The organism is Solimicrobium silvestre, from assembly GCF_002976435.1.
Lineage (GTDB): Bacteria > Pseudomonadota > Gammaproteobacteria > Burkholderiales > Burkholderiaceae_D > Solimicrobium > Solimicrobium silvestre.
In genome coordinates, this window is sequence record NZ_PUGF01000001.1 from 387,811 (window position 1) to 410,321 (window position 22,511).

The 22,511-nt window shown below is 48.0% G+C and carries 23 protein-coding genes; 4 read left to right on the top strand and 19 right to left on the bottom strand.

All coding sequences use genetic code 11. The annotated features are described in order from the left end of the window. Positions 1-27 precede the first annotated feature (27 nt). The 3 genes from S2091_RS01655 (at position 28) to S2091_RS01665 (ending at position 3,191) form a co-directional block, all read left to right on the top strand. Positions 28-1,320, top strand: a complete 1,293-nt coding sequence (locus tag S2091_RS01655) for a porin (protein WP_165794882.1) — start codon at positions 28-30, stop codon at positions 1,318-1,320. 111 nt (positions 1,321-1,431) lie between these two features. After that, positions 1,432-2,244 carry a TOBE domain-containing protein gene (locus S2091_RS01660; protein WP_105530025.1) on the top strand — a complete coding sequence of 271 codons (813 nt, stop codon included), beginning with the start codon at positions 1,432-1,434 and terminating at the stop codon, positions 2,242-2,244. Positions 2,245-2,294: 50 nt separating this feature from the next. Then, a complete protein-coding gene (locus S2091_RS01665) occupies positions 2,295-3,191 on the top strand; it encodes a 5'-nucleotidase (RefSeq protein ID WP_105530026.1) in 897 nt (298 codons plus the stop codon). Positions 3,192-3,212: 21 nt separating this feature from the next. Here the strand turns inward: S2091_RS01665 and pcaF are convergent, their stop codons facing one another. Beyond that, a complete protein-coding gene (pcaF, locus tag S2091_RS01670; protein ID WP_105530027.1) occupies positions 3,213-4,415 on the bottom strand; it encodes a 3-oxoadipyl-CoA thiolase in 1,203 nt (400 codons plus the stop codon). Between the two features lie 292 nt (positions 4,416-4,707). Between pcaF and S2091_RS01675 the strand changes: the two genes are divergently transcribed. Beyond that, positions 4,708-5,577, top strand: coding sequence for a polysaccharide deacetylase family protein (locus tag S2091_RS01675; protein ID WP_243405273.1), 870 nt, complete (start codon positions 4,708-4,710; stop codon positions 5,575-5,577). On the opposite strand, the gene S2091_RS01680 is transcribed toward S2091_RS01675, so the two are convergent. The 18 genes from S2091_RS01680 to S2091_RS01765 all read right to left on the bottom strand — a co-directional run bounded on the left by S2091_RS01680 (position 5,566) and on the right by S2091_RS01765 (position 22,502). Then, positions 5,566-6,267 (bottom strand): 4'-phosphopantetheinyl transferase family protein, encoded by a 702-nt coding sequence (locus tag S2091_RS01680; RefSeq protein ID WP_105530028.1) that lies wholly within the window; start codon positions 6,265-6,267, stop codon positions 5,566-5,568. The two genes, S2091_RS01675 and S2091_RS01680, sit on opposite strands and share 12 nt — an antisense overlap. Beyond that, entirely contained in the window at positions 6,203-6,646 is a 444-nt protein-coding gene (locus tag S2091_RS01685; protein ID WP_341476980.1) for an excinuclease ATPase subunit, read from the bottom strand. Before S2091_RS01685 ends, S2091_RS01680 begins: the two co-directional genes overlap by 65 nt. Positions 6,647-6,685: 39 nt before the next feature. Then, positions 6,686-7,930, bottom strand: coding sequence for a beta-ketoacyl-ACP synthase (locus S2091_RS01690; protein ID WP_105530030.1), 1,245 nt, complete (start codon positions 7,928-7,930; stop codon positions 6,686-6,688). Further along, positions 7,927-8,652, bottom strand: coding sequence for a 3-ketoacyl-ACP reductase FabG2 (locus S2091_RS01695; RefSeq protein ID WP_105530031.1), 726 nt, complete (start codon positions 8,650-8,652; stop codon positions 7,927-7,929). Before S2091_RS01695 ends, S2091_RS01690 begins: the two co-directional genes overlap by 4 nt. 2 nt (positions 8,653-8,654) lie before the next feature. Then, positions 8,655-9,125, bottom strand: a complete 471-nt coding sequence (locus S2091_RS01700; protein ID WP_105530032.1) for a hotdog family protein — start codon at positions 9,123-9,125, stop codon at positions 8,655-8,657. Beyond that, the gene (locus S2091_RS01705) at positions 9,125-10,327 is read right to left on the bottom strand and encodes a beta-ketoacyl-ACP synthase (RefSeq protein ID WP_105530033.1); all 1,203 of its coding nucleotides are present in this window, start codon (positions 10,325-10,327) and stop codon (positions 9,125-9,127) included. Before S2091_RS01705 ends, S2091_RS01700 begins: the two co-directional genes overlap by 1 nt. A 29-nt stretch (positions 10,328-10,356) precedes the next feature. Continuing rightward, the gene (locus S2091_RS01710) at positions 10,357-10,917 is read right to left on the bottom strand and encodes a DUF3261 domain-containing protein (RefSeq protein ID WP_105530034.1); all 561 of its coding nucleotides are present in this window, start codon (positions 10,915-10,917) and stop codon (positions 10,357-10,359) included. Further along, positions 10,902-12,167 (bottom strand): NAD(P)/FAD-dependent oxidoreductase, encoded by a 1,266-nt coding sequence (locus S2091_RS01715; RefSeq protein WP_243405274.1) that lies wholly within the window; start codon positions 12,165-12,167, stop codon positions 10,902-10,904. Before S2091_RS01715 ends, S2091_RS01710 begins: the two co-directional genes overlap by 16 nt. After that, a complete protein-coding gene (locus S2091_RS01720; protein ID WP_105530035.1) occupies positions 12,157-14,505 on the bottom strand; it encodes an MMPL family transporter in 2,349 nt (782 codons plus the stop codon). Before S2091_RS01720 ends, S2091_RS01715 begins: the two co-directional genes overlap by 11 nt. Beyond that, on the bottom strand, positions 14,505-15,119 hold the full coding sequence (locus S2091_RS01725) for an outer membrane lipoprotein carrier protein LolA (RefSeq protein WP_105530036.1): 615 nt from the start codon (positions 15,117-15,119) through the stop codon (positions 14,505-14,507). The genes S2091_RS01720 and S2091_RS01725 overlap by 1 nt, the downstream gene beginning before the upstream one ends. Continuing rightward, positions 15,113-15,547: an acyl-CoA thioesterase gene (locus S2091_RS01730; protein WP_105530037.1), complete on the bottom strand. Its 435-nt coding sequence runs from the start codon at positions 15,545-15,547 to the stop codon at positions 15,113-15,115. The genes S2091_RS01725 and S2091_RS01730 overlap by 7 nt, the downstream gene beginning before the upstream one ends. Then, positions 15,540-17,096: an HAL/PAL/TAL family ammonia-lyase gene (locus tag S2091_RS01735; protein ID WP_105530038.1), complete on the bottom strand. Its 1,557-nt coding sequence runs from the start codon at positions 17,094-17,096 to the stop codon at positions 15,540-15,542. The genes S2091_RS01730 and S2091_RS01735 overlap by 8 nt, the downstream gene beginning before the upstream one ends. After that, entirely contained in the window at positions 17,083-18,066 is a 984-nt protein-coding gene (locus tag S2091_RS01740; RefSeq protein ID WP_105530039.1) for an LpxL/LpxP family acyltransferase, read from the bottom strand. Before S2091_RS01740 ends, S2091_RS01735 begins: the two co-directional genes overlap by 14 nt. Beyond that, a complete protein-coding gene (locus tag S2091_RS01745; RefSeq protein ID WP_243405275.1) occupies positions 18,063-18,812 on the bottom strand; it encodes a glycosyltransferase family 2 protein in 750 nt (249 codons plus the stop codon). Before S2091_RS01745 ends, S2091_RS01740 begins: the two co-directional genes overlap by 4 nt. Beyond that, on the bottom strand, positions 18,805-19,884 hold the full coding sequence (locus S2091_RS01750) for a class I SAM-dependent methyltransferase (RefSeq protein ID WP_105530041.1): 1,080 nt from the start codon (positions 19,882-19,884) through the stop codon (positions 18,805-18,807). Before S2091_RS01750 ends, S2091_RS01745 begins: the two co-directional genes overlap by 8 nt. An 8-nt stretch (positions 19,885-19,892) precedes the next feature. Next, a complete protein-coding gene (locus tag S2091_RS01755) occupies positions 19,893-21,689 on the bottom strand; it encodes an ApeI family dehydratase (protein WP_105530042.1) in 1,797 nt (598 codons plus the stop codon). Further along, positions 21,682-22,125 carry a COG4648 family protein gene (locus S2091_RS01760; RefSeq protein WP_341476981.1) on the bottom strand — a complete coding sequence of 148 codons (444 nt, stop codon included), beginning with the start codon at positions 22,123-22,125 and terminating at the stop codon, positions 21,682-21,684. The genes S2091_RS01755 and S2091_RS01760 overlap by 8 nt, the downstream gene beginning before the upstream one ends. A 104-nt stretch (positions 22,126-22,229) precedes the next feature. Continuing rightward, a complete protein-coding gene (locus S2091_RS01765; protein WP_243405276.1) occupies positions 22,230-22,502 on the bottom strand; it encodes an acyl carrier protein in 273 nt (90 codons plus the stop codon). Positions 22,503-22,511 lie beyond the last annotated feature (9 nt).

Here is a 22,511-nt window from a genome sequence, read left to right on the forward strand (position 1 = left end):
GAATTGATTAATTAAATGGATTTAATAATGAAAAAATCATTACTAGCACTGGCTGTCATGTCGATGGCAACTACCTTCGCTCACGCTGACACTACCGTGCAGTTATACGGAATTTTAGATGAAGGCTTTGCCCACATTGAGCACTCTTTACCGGCTAACGACCAATTCGCGTTTAGTCTGAATCCTTATAACGTAACGGCACAAAACCAGAGCAGTGTGAACGCACTAGTTTCCGGTGGCGCATCGATGTCACGCTGGGGTATTCAAGGCAATGAAGATTTGGGTGGCGGTATGAAGACCTTCTTCAAATTAGAATCCGCCATGAATCTTGGCAGCGGACAAATCGCCAACAATGGACAAACTGTTTTAAACAACGCCAATTCGCTATCTACCATTAGCGGTGCAGCTGCAATCAATGGCCAGCTATTTTCTCGCGCGGCTTATGTTGGTTTGGGCGATGCTACTTGGGGTTCTATTGAGCTTGGCAGAACCACCGCGTTCTCCTTTGATCAAACATCTGAATTCGATCCATTGCACGGTTCAGGCTTATATTCATTAATCGGTTTTTCAGGCGCAACCGGCGGCGGTTTGGGACTGACTGAAAATTCACGTTTAGATAACAGCCTGAAATATGAAAACAAAATCGGCGATGTCGGCTTTGGTTTGCAATACAAAATCGCTAACACCAATAGCTCAGAAGCAGATGATGTCGGTTCCGTCTTAGAAGGTATGTTGTCCTATAAAAGTGGTTCATTCAGCTTGGAAGCAACCGCTTCACAGGCTAAAAATACCCCGGCACTGTCATTCAAACTGTTTACCAATGATGTCGGCTTACGTGTATCAGACACTTCCGGCTACATGCTGACCGCTAAGTTTGAAGTAACGCCACAATCTACCGTGAGAGCAGGGATCGAACGTACTAGCCAAAGCACGCCTTCCAGTTCCAATAACTGGAACACCCAAATCACTAACTATTACGGCATGTCGATAGCTGGTCTGGTAACGGCAAAAGCCTTCGATCCTACTTGGGGCAGTGCCGTCGTCACTACCGCATGGATCGGTGAGGGTTATCAATTCACCGATAAATTTACCTTGGATGCGGGTTATTACAACATAAATAACGCAGCAAATAACCACAACGACCAATACACAATACAAGCCTTATCAATGATGGCTGACTACAGCTTTACCAAACACACCGACCTCTACGCCGGCTTAATGCTGGCCCACTATAGCGGCGAGTATTTAGTACAGCAAAGCCCGCCAACACTGGCAACACGTAACGCCATTTTCGGCACCGGTTTGCGCGTAAGATTTTAATTCTGCTTTAGCTAGCTGAGTTTGAAGAGGCCATGATGAATTTTCATCATGGCCTTTTTTCATTTTCATCAGTATGCTAAGCACCTTATTTGAAACTTTTGCAGACACACTATGGAAACCAAAGATAACGCCATCAAGCTGGACAGCTCCGTGTGGATGACGGTCGGCGGGGAAAATTTTGGTGACCAGAGCCGCGTCGCTCTGCTGGCTAAAATTGCCGAATGCGGCTCAATTACACAGGCAGCTAAAGAAATCAAAATGAGTTACAAGGCTGCGTGGGATGCTATCGACAAAATGAATACGCTGGCGGGTGAGCCGTTGGTGGAGCGCGTCAGCGGCGGCAAAGGCGGTGGCGGTACACGCCTAACCCAACGCGGAACACAGTTAGTGCAAAACTTTAAAATCATTGAACTGGAACATCGGCGGTTTATTGATCAGCTCAGCCAGCAATCGCTAGGCATCGCGGACGATTTATTACTAATCAGGAGAATGAATATGAAAACCAGTGCGCGTAACCAGTTTTTAGGAAAAGTAAGCGCCATCAAACACGGCTCCGTCAATGACGAGATTGAATTGCAGATTGCCGGTGGACACAAAATAGTCGCCATCATCACCCACGAAAGCACCGAAGAGCTCGGCCTGCAGGTCGGCGTTGAAGCGTTTGCCTTAATGAAGGCCTCGTCCATTATTGTGATGACGGACTGCGAAGGTGCAAAATTTTCTGCCCGCAATCGCTTAAGCGGCGTCGTTGCACGCTTAATCTCCGGCGCGGTCAACACCGACGTGCTGATTGAATTGACTGGTGGCGGTTCAATTTCAGCCATCATCACCAATGAAAGCTGCAATACACTTGGGCTAACTGTCGGCGTCCATGCCACGGGAATATTCAAGGCCTCCAGCGTGATTCTGGGAATTCCAGCATAAAGTGTGCGGATCTAGGATAATCATCTTCTTCGTACTTACCGGTCAATATCATGCCTGTCTCCCTTGAAAACCTACTCGTTATCGGCGTTTCTTCGCGTGCACTATTTGATCTGGAAACGGAAGAAGACATTTTTCAGCAACAAGGTTTAGCCAATTATCGGCAGCATCAACTTGAACACGAAAATACCATTTTAAAACCCGGAGCAGGTTTTGCATTGGTACGCGCCTTATTAAAACTCAACGCCCTCACGCCCGATAAACGTCTGGTTGAAGTCGTGATTATGTCGCGCAATTCGTCTGAAACATCGCTGCGCATTTTTAACTCCATCAAACACTATGATCTTGACATTACTCGCGCTGCATTAACCGGCGGCTCCATGTTGGCACCGTATTTAAAGGCATTTAACATCAGCCTGTTTTTATCTAAGCATGAAGAAGACGTGAGAGCCGCAGCCAGCTCGGGCGTGGCGGCGGCGTTGCTTTATCAAAAGCCGGACAAGATCACACAAGAGTTAGATCAAATCCGGATTGCTTTTGACGGTGATGCGGTGATTTTCTCCGACGCGTCTGAACGCATTTATCAGGAACACGGCGTAGAAGCATTCGAGCAGCATGAACGTGAAAATGCACGCAACCCCTTAGTTGCCGGCCCATTTGCACCCGTCTTAAAAGCACTGGCGTTTATTCAAACCCACTTCAAAGCGCCTGACGGACAAAGCTCACCGATCCGCACCGCCTTAGTCACCGCGCGAGCATCTCCTGCGCATGAACGGGTCATTCGCACTTTGCGTGCCTGGGATGTACTGATTGATGAGACTTTTTTTATGGGCGGGGTAGAAAAATCGGCCGTGTTAGCCGCTTTTCAACCGCATATGTTTTTTGATGACCAGCACGGTCATTGCCAACTAGCCGCGCCCTTGGTACAAACCGGGCGCGTACTTGGCTAACTTTTAAGTTAACGTCATTAATTAGACACGTTCGATCACAATGGCTATACCCTGACCAACGCCGATACACATCGTACACAACGCATATCGCCCACCGGTGCGCTGCAACTGATACATCGCGGTTGTCACTAGTCGTGCCCCGCTCATGCCTAGCGGGTGTCCCAGCGCGATTGCACCACCGTTGGGATTTACCCGTGGATCATTGTCCTGCAAGCCCAGCAAACGCAGCACAGCCAAGCCTTGCGCGGCAAAGGCTTCATTCAATTCAATCACATCCATCTGATCCAGCGTCATTCCCAATTGCGCTAACAATTTTTGGGTTGCTGGTACCGGGCCGATGCCCATCAACCGTGGCGCGACACCAGCAACAGCCATACCGACTATGCGTGCCCGCGGCACCAGCCCATGCTGTTTTACAGCGTTTTCACTCGCCAGCAATAACGCACATGCGCCATCATTAATGCCCGACGCATTTCCAGCAGTCACACTGCCATTAGAATGAACGACACCTTTTAATTTACCCAGAGCTTCCATGCTAGTCGCGCGCGGATGTTCATCCTGATGCACAACAATCGGCTGGCCTTTTTTCTGATCAATAATGACTGGGGTAATTTCTTGCGCAAATAGACCACTTAGTTGCGCTGCCGCTGCTTTGTTCTGACTAGCGACGGCAAATAAATCCTGATCTTCACGACTAATGCCATATTCAGCTGCGACGTTTTCTGCGGTCTGCGGCATTGAATCGATGCCGTATTGCGCCTGCATCAGTTGATTGACGAAACGCCAGCCCATCGTCGTATCAAAAATTTCAGCCTTGCGTGAAAATGCGCTATCGGCTTTACTCATGACAAACGGCGCACGCGTCATCGATTCAACGCCTCCGGCGATCATCAACTCCGTGTCACCAGAACGAATTGCGCGCGCGCAAGTGCCCACCGCATCCATACCAGAACCACATAAGCGATTAATCGTTGAGCCAGCGACTTCCAACGGAAAGCCAGCCAGCAAAGCCGACATGCGCGCCACATTCCGGTTATCTTCACCGGCCTGATTGGCGCAACCCAAAATCACATCCTGTACGGCGGCCCAATCCATTTGAGGATGGCGGGCCATTAGCGCACGCAGTGGAATGGCAGCAAGATCATCCGCACGCAACTCTTTTAAAGCGCCACCATAACGGCCGATCGGGGTACGAAGTGCATCGCAAATATAGGCTTGGTTCATGTGTGTTCTTGAAAAAATGAAAACAGTAAAGAATAACGTCAATGATCTGATCGGTCAATTCAGCGTCACCGCGAAATAATGAAGTACCCGAGTTCAATATCGAGGTTGCCTTGATTGTAAAAATAACTCACTTACGCTATTTCACGAACGGAACGCGAAATAGCCAGCTGAGGCAGTACAATGTCGGCTACTTCAATCGTACTTTTTCCCTTCTGTGTTAATTCAATTTAGAACCTTTACTTTTCGCAAACTATTGTGCCCGCCGCCGTATCAACTGTGCTTCACCAAGTTTTTGTTTTTTTTAACGATTACTTGCTGTTTCAGTACCGCATGCCTGGCCAATCCTGCATCTGCTGAACTTGCCGAGTCTGCAGCACCTGCCACACCTGCGCCGATCCGCTTCCTGCTCAGTTTTGACGACGGCCCAAGCGGCAATAAATATAACAATTCAACCGAACAGGTTCTCGAGGTGCTGGCGAACAATCATGTTCAAGCTGGCATTAAGGCACTTTTTTTTACCCAGACACGCGCAGTCACTGGTGGCGGCACTGCAATCGGAAGAAAACTGATGCAGCGCGAATGGAATGAAGGTCATCTGCTAGGATTTCATACCGCGACACCACATCATTCCAATCACCGCTTTTTAAGTGAGCCAGAATTTGAACAATCACTGCAAGACGGCATTGCCGATTTAACGGAAATTACTGGCGTTGCGCCAAAATTAGTACGCCCGCCTTTTTGGAATTACGACAAACGCACATTCGCAGCGTATCAACGCCACGGCATGCAAGTTTTACTGACTGATTTAAGTGCCAATGACGGAAAAATTTGGGGAGTAAATTTCAGCTTCCATAAACACAGCAATATGCTCAAACAACTGGGTGAGCTACGCGCAAAATGGCTAGCTGGCAAGTTACCAGTCGTCGATGGCTGCACACCGATAGTCGTCACTTTTCATGATGTGAATACCTACACATCGAACCACGTTGAAGTGTACTTAGAAATTTTGGTGCAGGTTGCCGCCGAATTAGAGATGCCGACCACGACCATCCCTTTTTATACTAATCGCGATGAACTAGAGCGCGCCGCATTAACTAGCGCCATGCATGACACATCAATCAAGCCGCCACTACCCGGAATATGGAATTGGCTATGGCAATAATTTTACCCAATCAACCGTTTCAAGTTTGGGTAATTCGCCAAGTTCAAACTCCGTGCACAGCACAATAGAAATGGCCGGATGCGGTAACGTATAACAGTAATCATTGTGCGGTAAAGCATGGCTTTGCGTAAGCTTGTAGTGCGCTTCCTTGCGACTCCAAAGTTGATAAAATGCAGCTACTTTGCTGTCATCAGCTTGCAAAGCTAGCCACGCGTTTTCATCTGCACTAAAAGCCTGCTGGCTTAATGCATGTAAATCACGGCTGGTATTTAACTCTTCAATATCAAGCCCTAATTGGGTCGACAAACTAACTGCGCAGGCAATCCAGTTGCCAGTATGCGACAAGCTAAATTCTGGGGTGTTGGTCAAATTAGGTATGTGCAATAACGGTGCGTTATTAGCTTGCTCAGTGAGCACAATACTGTTGACGGCGATGTTTAGCGTCCGAGCTAAAACACAACGCAATAGAAGCCGCCCGATTAAAAACTGACGTTGGCGCAATGGCCGCATAAACCGTTTGTACCGCTCAATTTCCGAGATACTCAACCAAGAGAGCAAAGGAGCTAGCTGCTCATCAGTAACGGTACGGCTATCAATCAGCCATACCGTTGCGATGCCGGCTATTTTATTTGTCGCCGATTCTGACAAAATCAGCCTTAAATGCAACGCCAGACATGATAGTACCAACATGACATTCAAACTCAGTAGCGCTTGGGTTTTCAACGTTGTTGTAGTTGTTGGTGATGTTTACGACGGCATTTGCGCCAAGTTCAACAGCACGTTTTTGCAGTGAAATCATGTCGGATAAAAATACCCAGTTACAGGATTTTTCATCTGACTTACCAACAGCATTAGTTTTCAGACTGACCTTATCACTGCCTAGTGTTTTAATGATTGCAGGTGTAGTTTGACCAGCAAAATAAAATTTAACTGAATCACCAAGGCGCGCCTGAGCATCATTCGCAGCCATTGCACCGGCAATCGGTAACATCACTTTGGTGTCTGAAGCTTGTGCTGACATTGCTACTGCACTAGTAACCAACATTATTGCCAAAATCTTTTTCATCATTTCTTCCTTTATTTAAAAAATCTACTTCGTTGAAATCATTCAATTTTGCACTTTTTTAAAAATCAATGACGTATTGATTCCTCCAAACGCAAAGTTATTACTCATCACATAGTCACACTGTAATTCTCTACCAGAGCCGACAATATAGTCCAGTTCAGCACACCGTGGATCAACATTTTCAAGATTAACGGTAGGCGCAAACCAGCCTTCACGCATCATCTCAATACTGATCCACGCTTCTAAAGCACCGCACGCGCCAAGCGTGTGGCCCATATAACTTTTTAAGGAACTGATCGGCGTATGTTTACCGAACACCTGGGCTGTTGCGTGCGACTCTGCAATATCACCTTGCTCTGTGCCAGTTCCATGCGCATTCACATAGCCAATATCCGACGCTTGCAATCCTGCATCAGCTAACGCTAATTGCATGGCAATTTTCATTGTTTCAGAATTTGGTTGGGTTACATGGCAACCGTCGCTATTAGTCGCAAAGCCGACCAGTTCAGCGTAGATCGTGGCACCACGTGCCTGCGCATGTTCAAACTCTTCCAAAATTAAACTACCTGCACCCTCGCCTATTACTAAACCATCGCGATTAGTATCAAACGGACGCGGTGTTGTGCTGGCTGCGTCATTTTTAACGCTGGTCGCAAATAAGGTATCAAACACTGCGGCTTCGGTTGCGCATAACTCTTCTGCACCGCCGGCGATCATGGCAAGTTGACGACCGCTGCGGATGGCTTCATAGGCATAACCGATTCCCTGGCTACCTGAAGTGCAGGCACTTGAAGTGGTAATTACTCGCCCGGTTAAACCGAAGAACACGCCAATGTTTACCGGCGCGGTATGCGCCATCATTTTGATATAGGTGGTAGCGTTGATGCCTTTGGTGGTGCGCTCTTCCATCATGCGGCCAAAGTCGCCAATCGCGCTTGGCGTACCTGCTGATGAGCCGAATGAAACGCCCATTTGCCCACTTTTTATCAGCGGCGAATCTAACAAACCCGCATCAAGCAAGGCTAATTCGCTGGCGCGAGTCGCCATTAATGCTATCCGCCCCATACTGCGAATAGCTTTACGATTATATTTTTCAGATAATTCAAACGGTACTGCCGGTGCGCCCAATTGCGTATTCAAGCCCTCGTAATCGGCCCATTCCGGCATATTGACGATGGCGTTTTGGTAACGACCAAGTCGCTCGCGTATCGTTTTCCAATCATTACCGATTGGACTAATACCGGCCATGCCGGTGACTACCACCCGGTGGTTTTTCTGAAGCGTCATGCCATGCCTCCGTTCACTGAAATAACCTGGCGAGTCACATAGGCGGCATCGTCATTCATTAAAAAACTCACCACAGCGGCGACTTCTTCCGGCTTACCAATGCGGCGCGCAGGGATCATTTTTAACGCTTCTTCCATAGGGACACCGCTCACCATATCGGTATCGATCAAGCCCGGCGCTACACAGTTAACGGTAATAGCACGGCTAGCCAACTCAATGGCCAATGCCTTAGTAGCACCGATAATTCCCGCCTTGGCAGCGCTGTAGTTTACCTGACCGCGGTTACCTATTAAGCCGGAAACCGACGCCAAAGTGACGATACGGGCAGGCTTTTTACGACGTACCATCGGCATAATAAGCGGGTTTAACACATTATAAAAACCGTCTAAATTAGTCTGCAAAACGATGTCCCAATCTTCTCCCGACATCGCAGGGAAAGCATTGTCACGCGCCACACCGGCATTGCACACCACACCGTAATAACAGCCGTGCTGTTCAACATCGGCTAATAACGTAGTGGCGGTGGTATCACGGTCACTAATATCAAACTGTAAAACCCGGCAGGCGCGCCCCATCGCCGCAATCGTTTGAGCGACCTGATCTGCCTCATCGCGCATACTGCGGCAATGGATAACAATGTCATAGCCATCCGCCGCCAAGCGCAGCGCAATCGCTTTTCCAATACCTCGTGACGATCCGGTGACCAACACACTCTTATTCATAACTAACTTTCATTTGAACTATTCTGTAAAAAATCACTAGCATTGTCAGGCTGAAAAACCGTCACGGTTGCCGTTGCCAGTGCGTCAGCATTCGGGTCGTTCGCATCACTAATTGTGCATTCAAATGCGCCCAAACCATTTTCATTTTGTAATACCCGCTGCACCTGCACTTGCAATACGCTGCCCAATAAAAAACTGGAACAGCTGCATTCATAACGGCGTGAGCCAAGTAAAAAACCGACCTTCACTGCCTCTTCGCGCTGCTGTGCGGAATATCCGGCAAATGCGGCAATCGCTTGCGCCATGTATTCGATACCAATCCAGGCACCGACTCCCGCCCCATCAAAGAACCTGCTTTCAGGCGTAATGGTCAGCTCTGCACACAAGGACTCTGCATCGACCGCAATCACCCTGTCAAGCAACACCATCGGGTCTTTGTGCGGGATTAAGCTTCGAATTTCGGGAAAGCTCATCAGATTCGTCCCAATATTAACGTCGCATTCGATCCGCCAAACGCGAATGAATTACTAAGCGCCCATTTTATCGGCCTGCCTAGCCGAGCACCAGGTGCAGCCACATTTAATACGGGTAAAGTCGGGTCTTGAACGCCATCCCACAAATGCGGCGGTAACTTGCCATCGGCATTATCATCCTGCATCGCCAGCCAGCACAATGCCGCTTCAATCGCGGCCGCGGCACCTAAAGTGTGTCCGGTAAATGACTTGGTTGAACTTACTGCAACATCAGGGCCAAATAACTCATGAATCACCTTGGCTTCCATCGCATCGTTTTGACGCGTCGCCGTGCCATGCATATTAATATAATCAATCTGTGATGGCTGTAACTTTGCGCGTTGCAATGCCTGATTCATCGATAAACGCGCGCCACCACCGGCCGGATCAGGCGCGGATATATGATAACCATCCGAAGTCTCGGCCCAACCACACAATGCTACTGAAGTCGCACCTAAATTGGGTTCGCGCGTCATCAAAAACAACGCCGCGCCTTCACCAATATTGATCCCATTCCGGTTTGCGCTGAGTGGATTACATTGCTCAACACTGACCGATTCAAGAGCAGAAAACCCAGCCACGGTAAATGCGCAAAGCGTATCAACGCCGCCACACAATACCGCGTCACACAAACCCATATTGATTAAGCGTGCGGCACTGGCAAGCGCTTTAGCGCTGGAAGAACAGGCGCTTGAATGTGCATAAGCGGGGCCGGTAACGCCTAACTCCGTTGCCAACATGCTGGCAGGCGAACCCATTTCTTGCTGCCCATAATGGAAGTCGGCAGGGAAAGTGCCGTCAACCACAAATTGACGCAAGGCGCTTTCCGTACCGGCAATGCCTGACGTGCTGGTGCCGATCACCACACCAATCCGATCCGATCCAAAGCGTGCAATGACCGCATCCACTGCCGGGCGTATTTGCGCCAAAGCGGCTAACGCCATCTGGTTATTACGACTGAGCTGCGCAGTTGGCCAAGCGTCCATAGACGGCAACTCAGCGTCTACCTGCGCATCTACACGCCCAAGTGCCAGGCAGCGGCCGGCCGACCATGCTTCGGTCGGTTTCACGCCACTTTGGGCAAGATCAAGAAGTTGCTGTTTAATCGCACTATGCGTATTTCCCAATGCACAGACAATTCCACATTCGTTTAGATACAACATGCTGTGTTCCGTATTATTTTCTATTGTTATCAAGGATTGTTAGATACTGACTGAATAATCAATGAATAGTGATAACGCAAATTTTCCAACTTAACCGTACCACTCCAGCGCGGCATAGCACTGTAATTGATGATACAAACTACCTCGCCGCCCATCATTAACGTACGTCGCAACCCGTTATCTTCAATAGTCCAGCCGCTTGGCAAGGCTTTGCGAATCGATTCAATTGGCCATAAGGTGAGTTGAATATCTTCCAAAATATCTTCTGCCCGCACCTGTTTTGGCAGCATGACATGACGCCATGAGCTGACTTGTTTACCGTCGTAGTTCAAACTCAATACCCGCTGCCCAAACGCTATTCCAACTAATTGCAACTGCGTGGCATCAACTTCCAGTGCCGCATCCAGATCATCAATTCTTCCGTTGCGTTCCACTATTAAATGCTGCTGCAATGAAATCGATTCGCCTAATTCTGCGGGCGCCAATTTCAAGTCCAGACGTGCCGGGAGCGGCGGTTGGCTCGCACAGGCGGTCAACAATAAAACCAGACAACAATTTAAACCCCAAACGCGCATCATTCTGATGTGCATAATGCCTCCAGAGCAGCCAGGCGACGTGCTGTTTCCTTCACCATAGGGTTAGTTAAATCCCAGGCATAACCAGCCAAGATCGATGCAATCATGCGGCGAATTTCAGGTTGATGTTCTTCATGAAAAATAATCTGCTGAAAACCGCCTGCGTACCACGATTCAACAAAAGCCCGGAAAGTATCAACGCCTTTTTTGAGTGGAATTCCATACTCAGCTTGCCAATCAACTTCTTCACCGGCAAATTGGCGCTGCAATAAAGCTGCCGCCAAACTAGCCGATTTGAATGCAATGGTGACGCCCGATGAAAACACCGGATCAAGAAATTCACCCGCATTGCCAAGCAAGGCATAGCCTTTGCCGGACAACGAAGCAACGTTTGCTGAATAGCCGACGATATGACGCGCCGGCGTATCCCACACGGCATTTTCCAGCAAGGTTTTCAATGACTCATCTTCTGAAATAATCGCTTGCAGACGCTCAACTTCAGTTCCTTGGTAACGATCAAGAAAACTGGTTTCCGCAACCACACCTAAGGAACAACGCCCGGCAGCAAAAGGAATCGTCCAAAACCACACATCGCAATGCTTGGGATGAACCGTCACCCTGATTTTATTACGGTCAAACTCCCCAGAAATGCGATCTTCAATATGCGTAAAAATTGCGCCGCGCACCGGGAAGTTGGACGGTGATTCCAACTTTAAAAGGCGCGGCAAAATACGCCCAAAACCGCTGGCATCGAGTATAAAACCTGCTTCAATTTGCGTAATCTTTCCGTCGGGATCTTTAACCGTGACTACCGGTTTTTCCTGCACAAGGTCAATCATCGTCACTTCATGACGATAACGAATTTGCGCGCCAAAACGTTCGGCTTCTTTGGCTAAAATATGATCGAATGTACCGCGTTGCACTTGATAAGTAGTACCCCAGCCGATGGTATGTTTATCGCGGAAATCAAAATCCGTGTATTGACCATTGCGCACAAAGGCTGCGCCATTTTTAAACTGGAAACCAGCTTCCACAACGGCACGTAACATTCCCGCTTGCTCAAGGTATTCCATGCTTTGCGGCAGTAAGCTTTCACCGATTGAGAACCGAGGAAATTGCTCACGCTCCAACACCAGCACTTCACGCCCTTGTTGACGCAACAACGCCGCAGCCACTGAGCCAGCTGGCCCTGCGCCGATGATCAGTATTTCAACGGATTCCATTTGTTCCTTGGACTCATTGTCAATTTCATTTTCAATCGCCATGAAGATTTTCTTTTCTAAAAAAAGGAACAATAAGCCACACCAATGCAATTCCAATTAGCATCGTTAAGCCGAAAGATTGCAAAGCGGGAGTTTTACTCAGCCCCAGCAAACCAAATGAAAGTAAGGTATTTGCAGCAGACAAACCAATCGCCAGCCACGCCGTAGCATGATGCACACTGGCTTTTTCCTGCATGAATATGCCGTAATCAACGCCGATTCCAAGCAATAACATTAATGGCAAAACATGGAACAGCTGCAAGTGCTGATTAAAAAATCCAAGTATCGCCAGCGTCGCGATGCTGGCGATGGCAGCAGGCGCAATTACCCGCCATGTGTCACGACGATAGCGCACAAAAAGCAACCCGAACACCACAAGGTATGAGCACATCACCACCCAGCCCATGTAGTGGCGATATTGACCTAGCACAGAAGAAATTTCCGCCACTTTATCTACCCACTGCACGCCATCCAGTCCATCACCAGCGTGTTGTATCAGCGGTAAATTAACATTCGACAACCCCCGCAAGGCAACGATGCTAGCGTAGTCGTCAGTGACTTTACCCAACCACAAATGCCGCCAAGGCTCACTGGCTGGCGTTTTTAAAAACTCGTCCAGCGTGAGCAATTTTCCAGAATTCAGCAAATGTGTACGCGTAGCAGCAACCCAGTCAGCATCTTCGCCTAGCTGTTGTGCCAACTGGGTTAATGCGCCGCCTTCATTAAGCAGTTTCTCTTCCAATAAGGCCTTGCGAACGCTTTGTGTTTGCGCCGATGGCACCCAATTAGATAGAGCTTGATAACCCGTAATTTTATGTTGCACAATCAATGGATCCAGCTGCTTCTTTAATGCTTCCTCACGTTGCAAAACAATTTCCTGGGTTGCACCGCGCACCAAATAAAACTGCACGGGCGTTGGTGCATCCAATAATTTACTTAATTTAATTTGATCGGCAATTAAGTGTTGCGGAGGATTTTGCAGCAAACGAATATCATCATTGACACCTAAGCGCGCAACACCAAAGGCGGCAAATAAAACAAAAATCAGCCCGATAAATATCGTGATTTTATTCGCCTTCAAGCGCGGCCAGCGTGTCAGCGTATTGCCATAAGCTCGCACTAATGCACCACTTTTTAAGGTGCCGCCGCTAATAAGCAGTGGGAACCAGCAAATCACTGTCAGCCATGCAAATACCAGACCTAATGCAGAAAATACCGCCATGTAACGCAGCCCTGGAAACGGGGTAAATGCCAGTCCCATATAGCCAATCACTGCTGCCAATAAGGTTAATGAAAGTGACGGCAATAGCCGTTTTAGCAAAGCCTCCGAGCTGAGTTTAGCGTCAGCACTGAGCCGATTGCAGAGAAAATAAATACCATAATCCTGAGCAACGCCAATCAAGCTAGCTCCAAAAACCAGGGTCAATAAATGTATCCGCTCAAATAAAATCCAGCAAATTGACAGTGAACCAAGACAGCCGATTGCGATGGATAACAGAATGAGCAAAATAGGTTTAAGCGAATGAAAAGTAACCCACATCAGTAAAATAATACCGAGCATCGAACCCAGACCGATTGTAAATACTTCATTACTCGCCTGCTCACCGGCAGCAGCGGCATGTAATATCACACCCGCAGTAATGATTTCAGCATCGGGGGCGGTCTTATGCGCAGCTTCATTTGCCTGCTTAAGTAAAGCCATCACTGACTGCTGAACACCCATCGCAAATACGGAGTCTTTAAGTGTGAGCGACAGCAAAACATATTGTCGTTCTGCGTTAGCCACAAACAAATAGCCGTCGCGCGGGCGAACTGGCGTTTCCTGCGCTCGTTCCTGCACCCAGCCAGTAAACAGGCCGAACGGATCGTCGCGCCATGCTCCCAGCTTGGGGCCGGAAAAGGGGCTATATAAATTACGTAAAGCCGAATCAAGCCAAAATTGTGGCGATTGCGTTTTTAGCTGGGATTCTTGTTCTGAGCTTAATAAGATCAGGCTATGTTCCTGAAATTTGGCCAGCCAGTCATTTTGAGTTTGATCTGTCAGCTGCGTCGTAGTTAGTAATTCTGCTTTGGTCGACAGCACAGCGCTATACGCATCAGCTGCCCGTTTCGCGTCTGTCCAATCTTTAGCACCCAGCAAAACAATCACGCGCTGTTGTGCTGCATCGACCATGTGCGTAAACGATTGCTGCAAAACAGGATCACGTTTTTGCACCGGCAGCAACGCCATAATGTCCGTATCAGGAACTATCCGCTTGCCCAACCACAGGTAAGCGTTATGGCCCAATAACAAACAAACGACTAGCGCCCAACACAGCGCAATACTATTACGACGGCTCATCAGAATAACGCCGCTTCTTCAGGCTGCATTGCCGTGTCGCCGGTCTGTATTGCTGAAAATACGATGGTGGTATGGTCGCCGCTAGCTTCATTGATGTTGATGGTTTTAACGTAAGCACCGCCGTCCAGGCTAATAGCGCCAATTGCTTTGGCTAAGGCGGGCTCACGCGCTTTTAAAGCCACGTGCCAAGTCGCAGCGTCAGCGTTTCCATCCACTTCAAACAGCGTGTCGAGCTGCGCTAAATCGCCCGCCAATAATGAAAACAGCACGCTATTAATCATGCGTACTGTCGGTTCTTGTTTTGCATCCAGCCGCATCGCAACCCGGTCGCCTTGGTAATTCACGATTTCATCGCGCGTTAAACGTAGCGTATTCGGAAACGGTTGTAAGGTACGCCATACCACGCCCTTGCCTGCGACCACACAAAAACGGCCATTCGACGCCAACGGTTTTTTCATACCGTTTAATTGCTTGGTTTGATCAAAGCGGCCACACAGCACGGACGGTTTTGCCAACATAGATTGAATCTTGGTGACTACCGGACTAGGCGCGGCAACCGAGGCGTTAGACGCAAGCGCCGCCCAGCAAAAAAGTGTACATAGTTGTTTCAACATGGATCAACTCCTAACTTAGTAAGTAACGCTGGCGGCGACACAAAACACATTTCGCCGCTTGCGATATTGACTGCCACTTGGGTCGTGCTGGCACGGGTTAAACGCTTTCCCGTTGCGGCATCACTGATCAAGTAATTAATTTTTAAGCGGCTTTCCCACTCTACAATTTCAGCCCGCAATTTCAACCGTTGATTAAAGACAGCTGCACCGACATAGCGCAACTGCATATCGATAATCGGCCAGGAAAAACCGGAGGCCAGCATTTCAGAATAGTTGTAGCCGATTTTATTCAGCAATTCACAACGCACAATTTCAAGGTATTTGACGTAGTTACCATGCCAGACGATCTGCATCGGATCCAGGTCAAAAAATTGCACTTTAATTTCTGTTTCAGCCCACCAGCGGCTTGATTCAGCTTGCCTACGCATAGAGTGTCCAATTTTGATGTCGAATCCGTTCCAGCATTAAACGCAAATCCGGTTCCAAACGACGATCTTCAATAATCTCTGGAATGTCGGCACTTAACAACGCCATCATCTGCTGCAACGATTCTTCAGGCATTACGGCTGGCGTATGACGACAACGCAACCAAACACCTTGTCGCACGGTGATCAGCAACGCAGCAACTACCTGTTCGGTTAATTCCAAGACTCGCAAACAATCACGCGCAGCGATTGTGCCCATGCTGACTTTGTCCTGGTTATGGCATTCCGTTGACCGGGAGAACACCGACGCTGGCATAGTTAGCTTGAGCGCTTCCGCAGTCCAGGCCGAGGCACTGATTTGCAACGCTTTTAAACCATGATTAATCGCCGCACGCGGGCCGACTGCGCCAGATAAATTGGAGGGCAAATCGTGGTTATAGCGGCTATCCACCAATAACGCCATTTGCCGATCTAACAGATCCGCTAAATTGGCAACCGCGTTTTTCATACCATCCATTGCGAAAGCAATATGCCCGCCGTAAAAATGACCGCCATGTAAAACGTGCTCGCCTTCGGCATCAATAATCGGATTATCGTTGGCGCTATTCAATTCGTTTTCAATCGACTGACGGAAAAACGGTAAGGCATCAGCCAGCACACCGATCACATGTGGAGCGCAGCGGATCGAATAACGATCTTGCAAGCGTTTGCCATTGCGTTCTGTTTGCTCACACTGCAAATCTTGACGCAACCAGCTCGCCACTTTTTGCATACCGGCGTGCGGCTTGACTGAAAACAAGGTTTCATCAAAATGCTTTGCATTGCCATCCAACGCGAATGACGCCATTGCGGTAATGCGGGTCGTCAACTTAGTTAAATATTCAGCACGGTCATAAGCAAGACAAGCAAGTGCCGTCATGACCGCAGTGCCGTTCATAATGGCCAAACCTTCTTTTGGACGCAGGCGTAAAGGAGTAATGCCTGCTTCGCTTAATGCCTGCGCTGCCGGCACATGCTGACCGTCGCGCCACACTTCGCGCTCACCGCACAAAACTGCTGCCAAATAGGACAATGGCGTGAGGTCGCCACTCGCGCCAACTGAGCCTTCGGAAGGAATCAACGGCAAGATATCTTCTTTCAGCAAACTCGTAATTTGCTCTAATAGGCCAACCGATACGCCTGAATATCCTTTGCATAAGGAGGCTAATCGCACGGCCATGACAGCGCGTGTTTGTGCTGGCGTAAAGTATTCACCTAATCCGCAGCCATGGTAGGTATATAAATGATGCGGTAACTCGGCGATTAATTCAGGTGGAATTTCCACCGTACATGAATCACCATAGCCCGTTGTAACGCCATAAATAGTGCCGTCTTCTGCCAGCAAGCGATCAAGAAAATCCGCTCCGCGCGTTATAGCGGCGCGAAACAACGGATCAGGTGACAGTGCAGCAGATGCTGTTTTATTAGCGATGGAAACAATATCTTCAATCTGCAAACGTGATTGATCAAAACTAATCGTGCTATGGTTTTTTGTTGGTTCAGCGTGTTGCATCAGAAATATCCAATTGAGGTAAGTGCCAATAATCGTAAAAATTAAACCATTGCAGCGGAGCACTTAAACAGTGTGCTTCAAGTCGCGCTACATATGCTGCTACTAATTCGGTCAATGCCTGTTCGCGCCCTTTGCGTGGTAATCGCACTGCATCACGCAATAATTCAAAGTGAATTTCTGAGTGCGTTTCGGTACCACTTTCGCGCCGCATTGAAAACAACATATAAATCGGACATTGCAAAATACTCGCCAACACATAAGGGCCGATCGGAAAAGCGGCTGGCTGTCCCAAAAATGTAGTTACTGCCACGCGCGGATTTTCTGCCACGGGAACTCTGTCACCGGCAATAACAATAAATTCGCCCTGCGCTACCTTCTCCGCCAAAAGCATGGCAGTTGCAGGTGTCATTTCTGATACCTGCATCAAATTAAGCTGGCTGTTTGGGTTGATCGATCCCAGCATGTTATTAAATACTTGTGCATGCTTGGTATGCACCAAAACAGTCAGTTTTAAGTTATTGCGTTTACTCGACAAAACCCGGCATAAATCCAGATTTCCCAAATGGGAACAGATCAATATCGCGCCGCGTTTTTCCGCTATCAGTTGTTCCATTTGTTCAACACCGAAATACTGCACCGATGACGTATCAAATAGCCCGCTCCATAACAACATTTTATCGAGCATCATTTCAGCAAAAGCTGCAAAGTGCTGTATCACTTTAAAAATACTTGTACCTATCGGCGCAATCTGGTTTACGCGCTTCAAATACTCGCGTGAAGCTCGGCGTGCTGACGAGCTTACCAATACGTACCACAATAAAACCGGGTACAAAATCAACCGGAACGGCCAGCGTCCAAATACTTTACATATCCAGAACATCAGCCGAATTCCCGCTAGAAAGCTGACTTCGTTGATCGCTGCCCAATGAGCGGTTTGAGTCGCTGGAGCTTTATCCTCGCCCGGTTTCATCGCCGATTCATCTTTCTAACTAATAAGCGTGGAATACGCAACAACATGCCAAAAAATAAAATGATATGCATTCGTGTAATCAGCACATTGTCGAACCAAACGCGGAAATGCGAAACTCCGTCACTCGGATACGTAACACGGGTTGGCAAGTTAACGACATCTAGCCCTTGCCAATACAAACGCACCAAAATATCAGTATCAAAATTCATCCGCGCACCGATTTTTTGATGGGCAATTAGCTCCATCACAGCTGCAACCGGATACGCACGAAAGCCGCACATGGAATCTTTAATATCGAACGACAGCGTATTTATCCAAACCCAGATATGCGTCAGATAACGCGCATAAAGTCGAATTTTCGGCACAGATTCGTCAAAAACAGGGCAGCCAGCAATAATCGCTTCCGGCTGCTTAGCCGCTGCGGCCAAAAATTGAGGAATATCTGCCGTGCAGTGCTGTCCGTCTGCATCAACCTGCAAAACATGGGTATAGCCTTCAGAAGCTGCATAGGTAAAACCAGCTAATACCGCCGCACCTTTTCCTGAATTAACGTTGAGCCGTAATAACTTTAATTGTGACGGGTCCGCTACTTCTGCAAGCAACGAATCAAGCTTTTGTGCACAACCGGCTGAACTTCCATCATCCACCAAAATACAGGGCACTTTATGTGCGAGCACGGCAGCGACCACGGCACCAATCGCGTGCTCGTGATCATAGACCGGGATCACAACGCAAAACTTAAGCACTTGCCACTCCAAATCGAAGCAATGAATGGCAGTAGCCAATGTCATCGCGCACCGTTAATAATTCCAAACCGGCTAATTCAGCCAAGCGTATGTAATCAGTACTCTCATATATTTTGCTATTGCCACTCGCCATCGAGGTAAAGTAAGGCGAGGTATTGATTAAGCAGTAAGAAGCGATATCGTAGCGCTGACGATCCCAGAACGTATCCATAATAATGAGCTGCCCTTTTGGTCCAAGAGCTGCTACGGCACGCTGCAAAATAGTAGCAATGACGGCCTCACTAAAACAGCTCAGGAACTGGCTCATCCAGATAACGTCCATACCCGATTTAAGCGGTTGTTCCGCATTGAGCAAATCAGTCGGATGTAAATGCGCCCGCTCACGCACGCCTGCATCTTGCAACGATTTTTCGGCGACGGCTAACTGAATCGGCAAATCGACCAGATGTAATTGAACTGCCGAATTGTAGGCAAGCGCGGCGCAACTGAATTTGCCAGTATTGGCACCGATATCCATGACATGCTTAGGCGCAGTTGCAAAAATATCGGCCAAAATAGTAGGGAAAGACGTATCGGAATAATGGTGATCAAAGGCGAACCAACTTGCTTTAGCTGGTTCAGGCAACTCGGACAAACCTTCATAGATGGTTGGCCACGGGCCTAATACGTTCAGTCCAATCGGTTGTTCTTTATCTAGCGATTCGGCCAATTTTGCCAAACCTTCATAGCAAACATCCTGATTAAAATCGAAGTTAATCTGGGTGATTTTGTCGGTGAGGATGCAGTAACCAGTTTTATCCAGCACGTAGTTTCCATCTTGAAGATAAACCACACCGGCGGATAAACATGTTTCCAGCACGACCTTTAACGCATAGTCAGTCCAGCATTTAGTTGCTGACAATTCCGCCACACTCAACCCACTTTGCCCAGCATCAGATAAGGCCTGCAACATGCCGCGTTTCCACGCATAGTGGACGCACTGAAAAACTACCGGGCCAAAAGCAATTTTTTGCGCTTCAAATCGGGCAGAAAATGCGCTTTGGTTTTTAGGTGAAAAATTTTTATTGAGCATAGTGCCGCTTATTGAGTGTCATCGTGAATTGCATCAGCAAATAAAATTCGACCGCTGGAATGTTGCCAGGTCGATGTGAAATATGAAAAACTTAAACAGCCCTTTTGCTGGTCGAAATCGAGCTTCAGATTAACTGGGCTATCCGGCAAGATTACGTGCTGAAATTTAAGCGCATGAATGGCGCGAAACTGCGTAGGTAAATCAAAAGTTTGTCGCCCAATTTTGATGGCCCAGTCAACCTGAACTACTCCTGGCAATACCGGCGCTTCAGGAAAGTGACCTGAAAAATACAGCAGGTTTGGCGGCCAGATAACATCAAACTCAACACTATTTACATCGCTATGGCGTATTTTATAATGCGGCGTAAGCACCGCCTGCTCAGGGGCTTTAGCCTCATTCTCAAACAAGGCCTGCAACATGGCATGTGGTGTTTTTCCTTGCAAATTAATGGGGAAACTATCCACATAACGCCATTTTCGCGGTATTGCAACGGGCTCAACAATCCCGACCAGAAGATCTTTTAACTGACGGTTAACGGCCAGCTTCCCTGCGCTTAGCAGCAGATTTTTTCCCAGCTCAGAAATAACGACTACCGCCGCAAGGTGCTGACGTTGGTTCGAATTCAACTGTTCACTCAACACGATTACTTTTACTTCTGCAACCAGTGGCGACGTGGCCAACTTCTGCTCGATCGCATCCAATGAGATACGTTTTTCTTCGATTTTAACTATCCGGTCAGCGCGCCCTTGAAGAATAAATCCACCATTTTTATGCGCTTGAGCACGATCAGCAAGCGTATGCCACGCATCGCTTAATAAGTGCGGAGAGCGCACTTCTAACAAGCACTCATCACTCGAAGTACGCCATTCAACATTAGGCAACATCTGCCATGAGTTATCTTGTACATCATCTTGTTCAGTCCGCCGTTGACGCCACGCGATACCGCCAGTTTCTGAACTGCCATAAATTTCAATCGGCATTTTCCCAAGCAGAGCGGCAGATGACTGTGCAACATCGGCTGGTAATGCGCCACCGGAAGAAAACACCGCATGCAAATGACTATTGGCACCGGACCAAGACAAATGCATAGGTAAACGCTTCAGGTGCGCGGGACTTGAAATCAACGCACATGAGCGCGTCGACATCAGCTGTGCCAACTCTTCAGGGAACATCACAGTGCGCGCATGAATTGCGCGTCCACTGACTAGCGGCCACAATACTTTAAAGAGTAAGCCGTAAATATGTTGATGCGTAACGGTTGAGATTATCTCGGCGTCTGCCAGTCTGGCATCAAACAATTGCTCAAGAGTGGCGACTTCAATCGCTAGCTGCGACAGTTTTTTAGGGATGGCCTGTGCGGCTCCCGTTGTGCCTGATGTATGGACTACCAAGCCGACAAATTGCGCATCAAGCGCAGCATAGTCAAGCGCTGTCTCTGCAGTAGAGTCTGGAGTAGTGCTAGGCATAGCGTTAAGTAAAAGCGGCGCGCAATCCGCTGGGAACTCACCTAAAAATCCATCCACGGATAGCTTCAGTGCATTGTTACTCGATGCAAGTGTGTCGGCGGTGAGCCAAATAGTTTTTCCTGCATGCCAGGCACCAAGCAAAGCCGCAGCAAACTCAATACTGTCCTCTAAATACAGTGCAAAATTTTGACCGGATAAGGGGCTTAATAACGTCTGCCAGCTTGCTACCCGTGCTATAAAGTCATCACTGCTAACAACCGCCCCATTTCGCCAGCCAATTGTTGAAGTGGATGTATTTGCTGCCATGCGCTGAAGTAAATTAAGCATCGAATCAGACATGGTTCAAACGCTTAAAACGTAGTCGATATAAAAACTCGCCACCAAACAGCACTCCCATCAAACCATAAGAAATTACACCTGTATAAAGCGACCAAATTGCTTCCGATGCCCAAATCGCCGTAACCAGCGCAATGGCACCATTCACGATAAAAAACACACACCAAATTTGCGTAACACGGCGCGTATAAGCAACCGCAACTAACGGCAAATCGGGCTCGCTCATACGGGCGAAGAACTCAACCATCGAAGGTGGAAAAACCAAACTATAAGAAAACGTTGCCAACAAAACCGCATTAACCAGAACCGGATAAAGCTTTAATGGCAACAGCGCATTCCACCAAACCGCTATACCCGCTAACAAGATCACAACAGCAACCGAATAGCGCGCCAATTTACTAATTTTAAAAGAGGATAGACGCGTTGCAGCAGCCAGCAATAACAACCCTGCCAGCCAGCGTGGTTCTATTTTCCCGTGGCCTAACCAAATCGCCAGCGGGTAACAGAGAGTAATGAGTACCGTTAATACGGTTAGTAAACGATTTATGCTAACTGCTCCGGAGTAAGTTCTGAGAGTGAATTAACCACATCCTCAATAGTGCGAATTTCTTTAAACACTTCAGGCGCTAAACGCTTACCCGTCAACTGTTTCAATTTGACAGCCAGATCAACTGCGTCAATGCTGTCAATATCAAGATCCGCATATAAATTGGACTGCGGCGTTAAGCTCGATTTATCTAACTCGAACATTTGCGCAAGCAGATCAACTACCCACACATACAACTCATCTTTGCTCATTTCACTAATCATTATCATGATCATTCC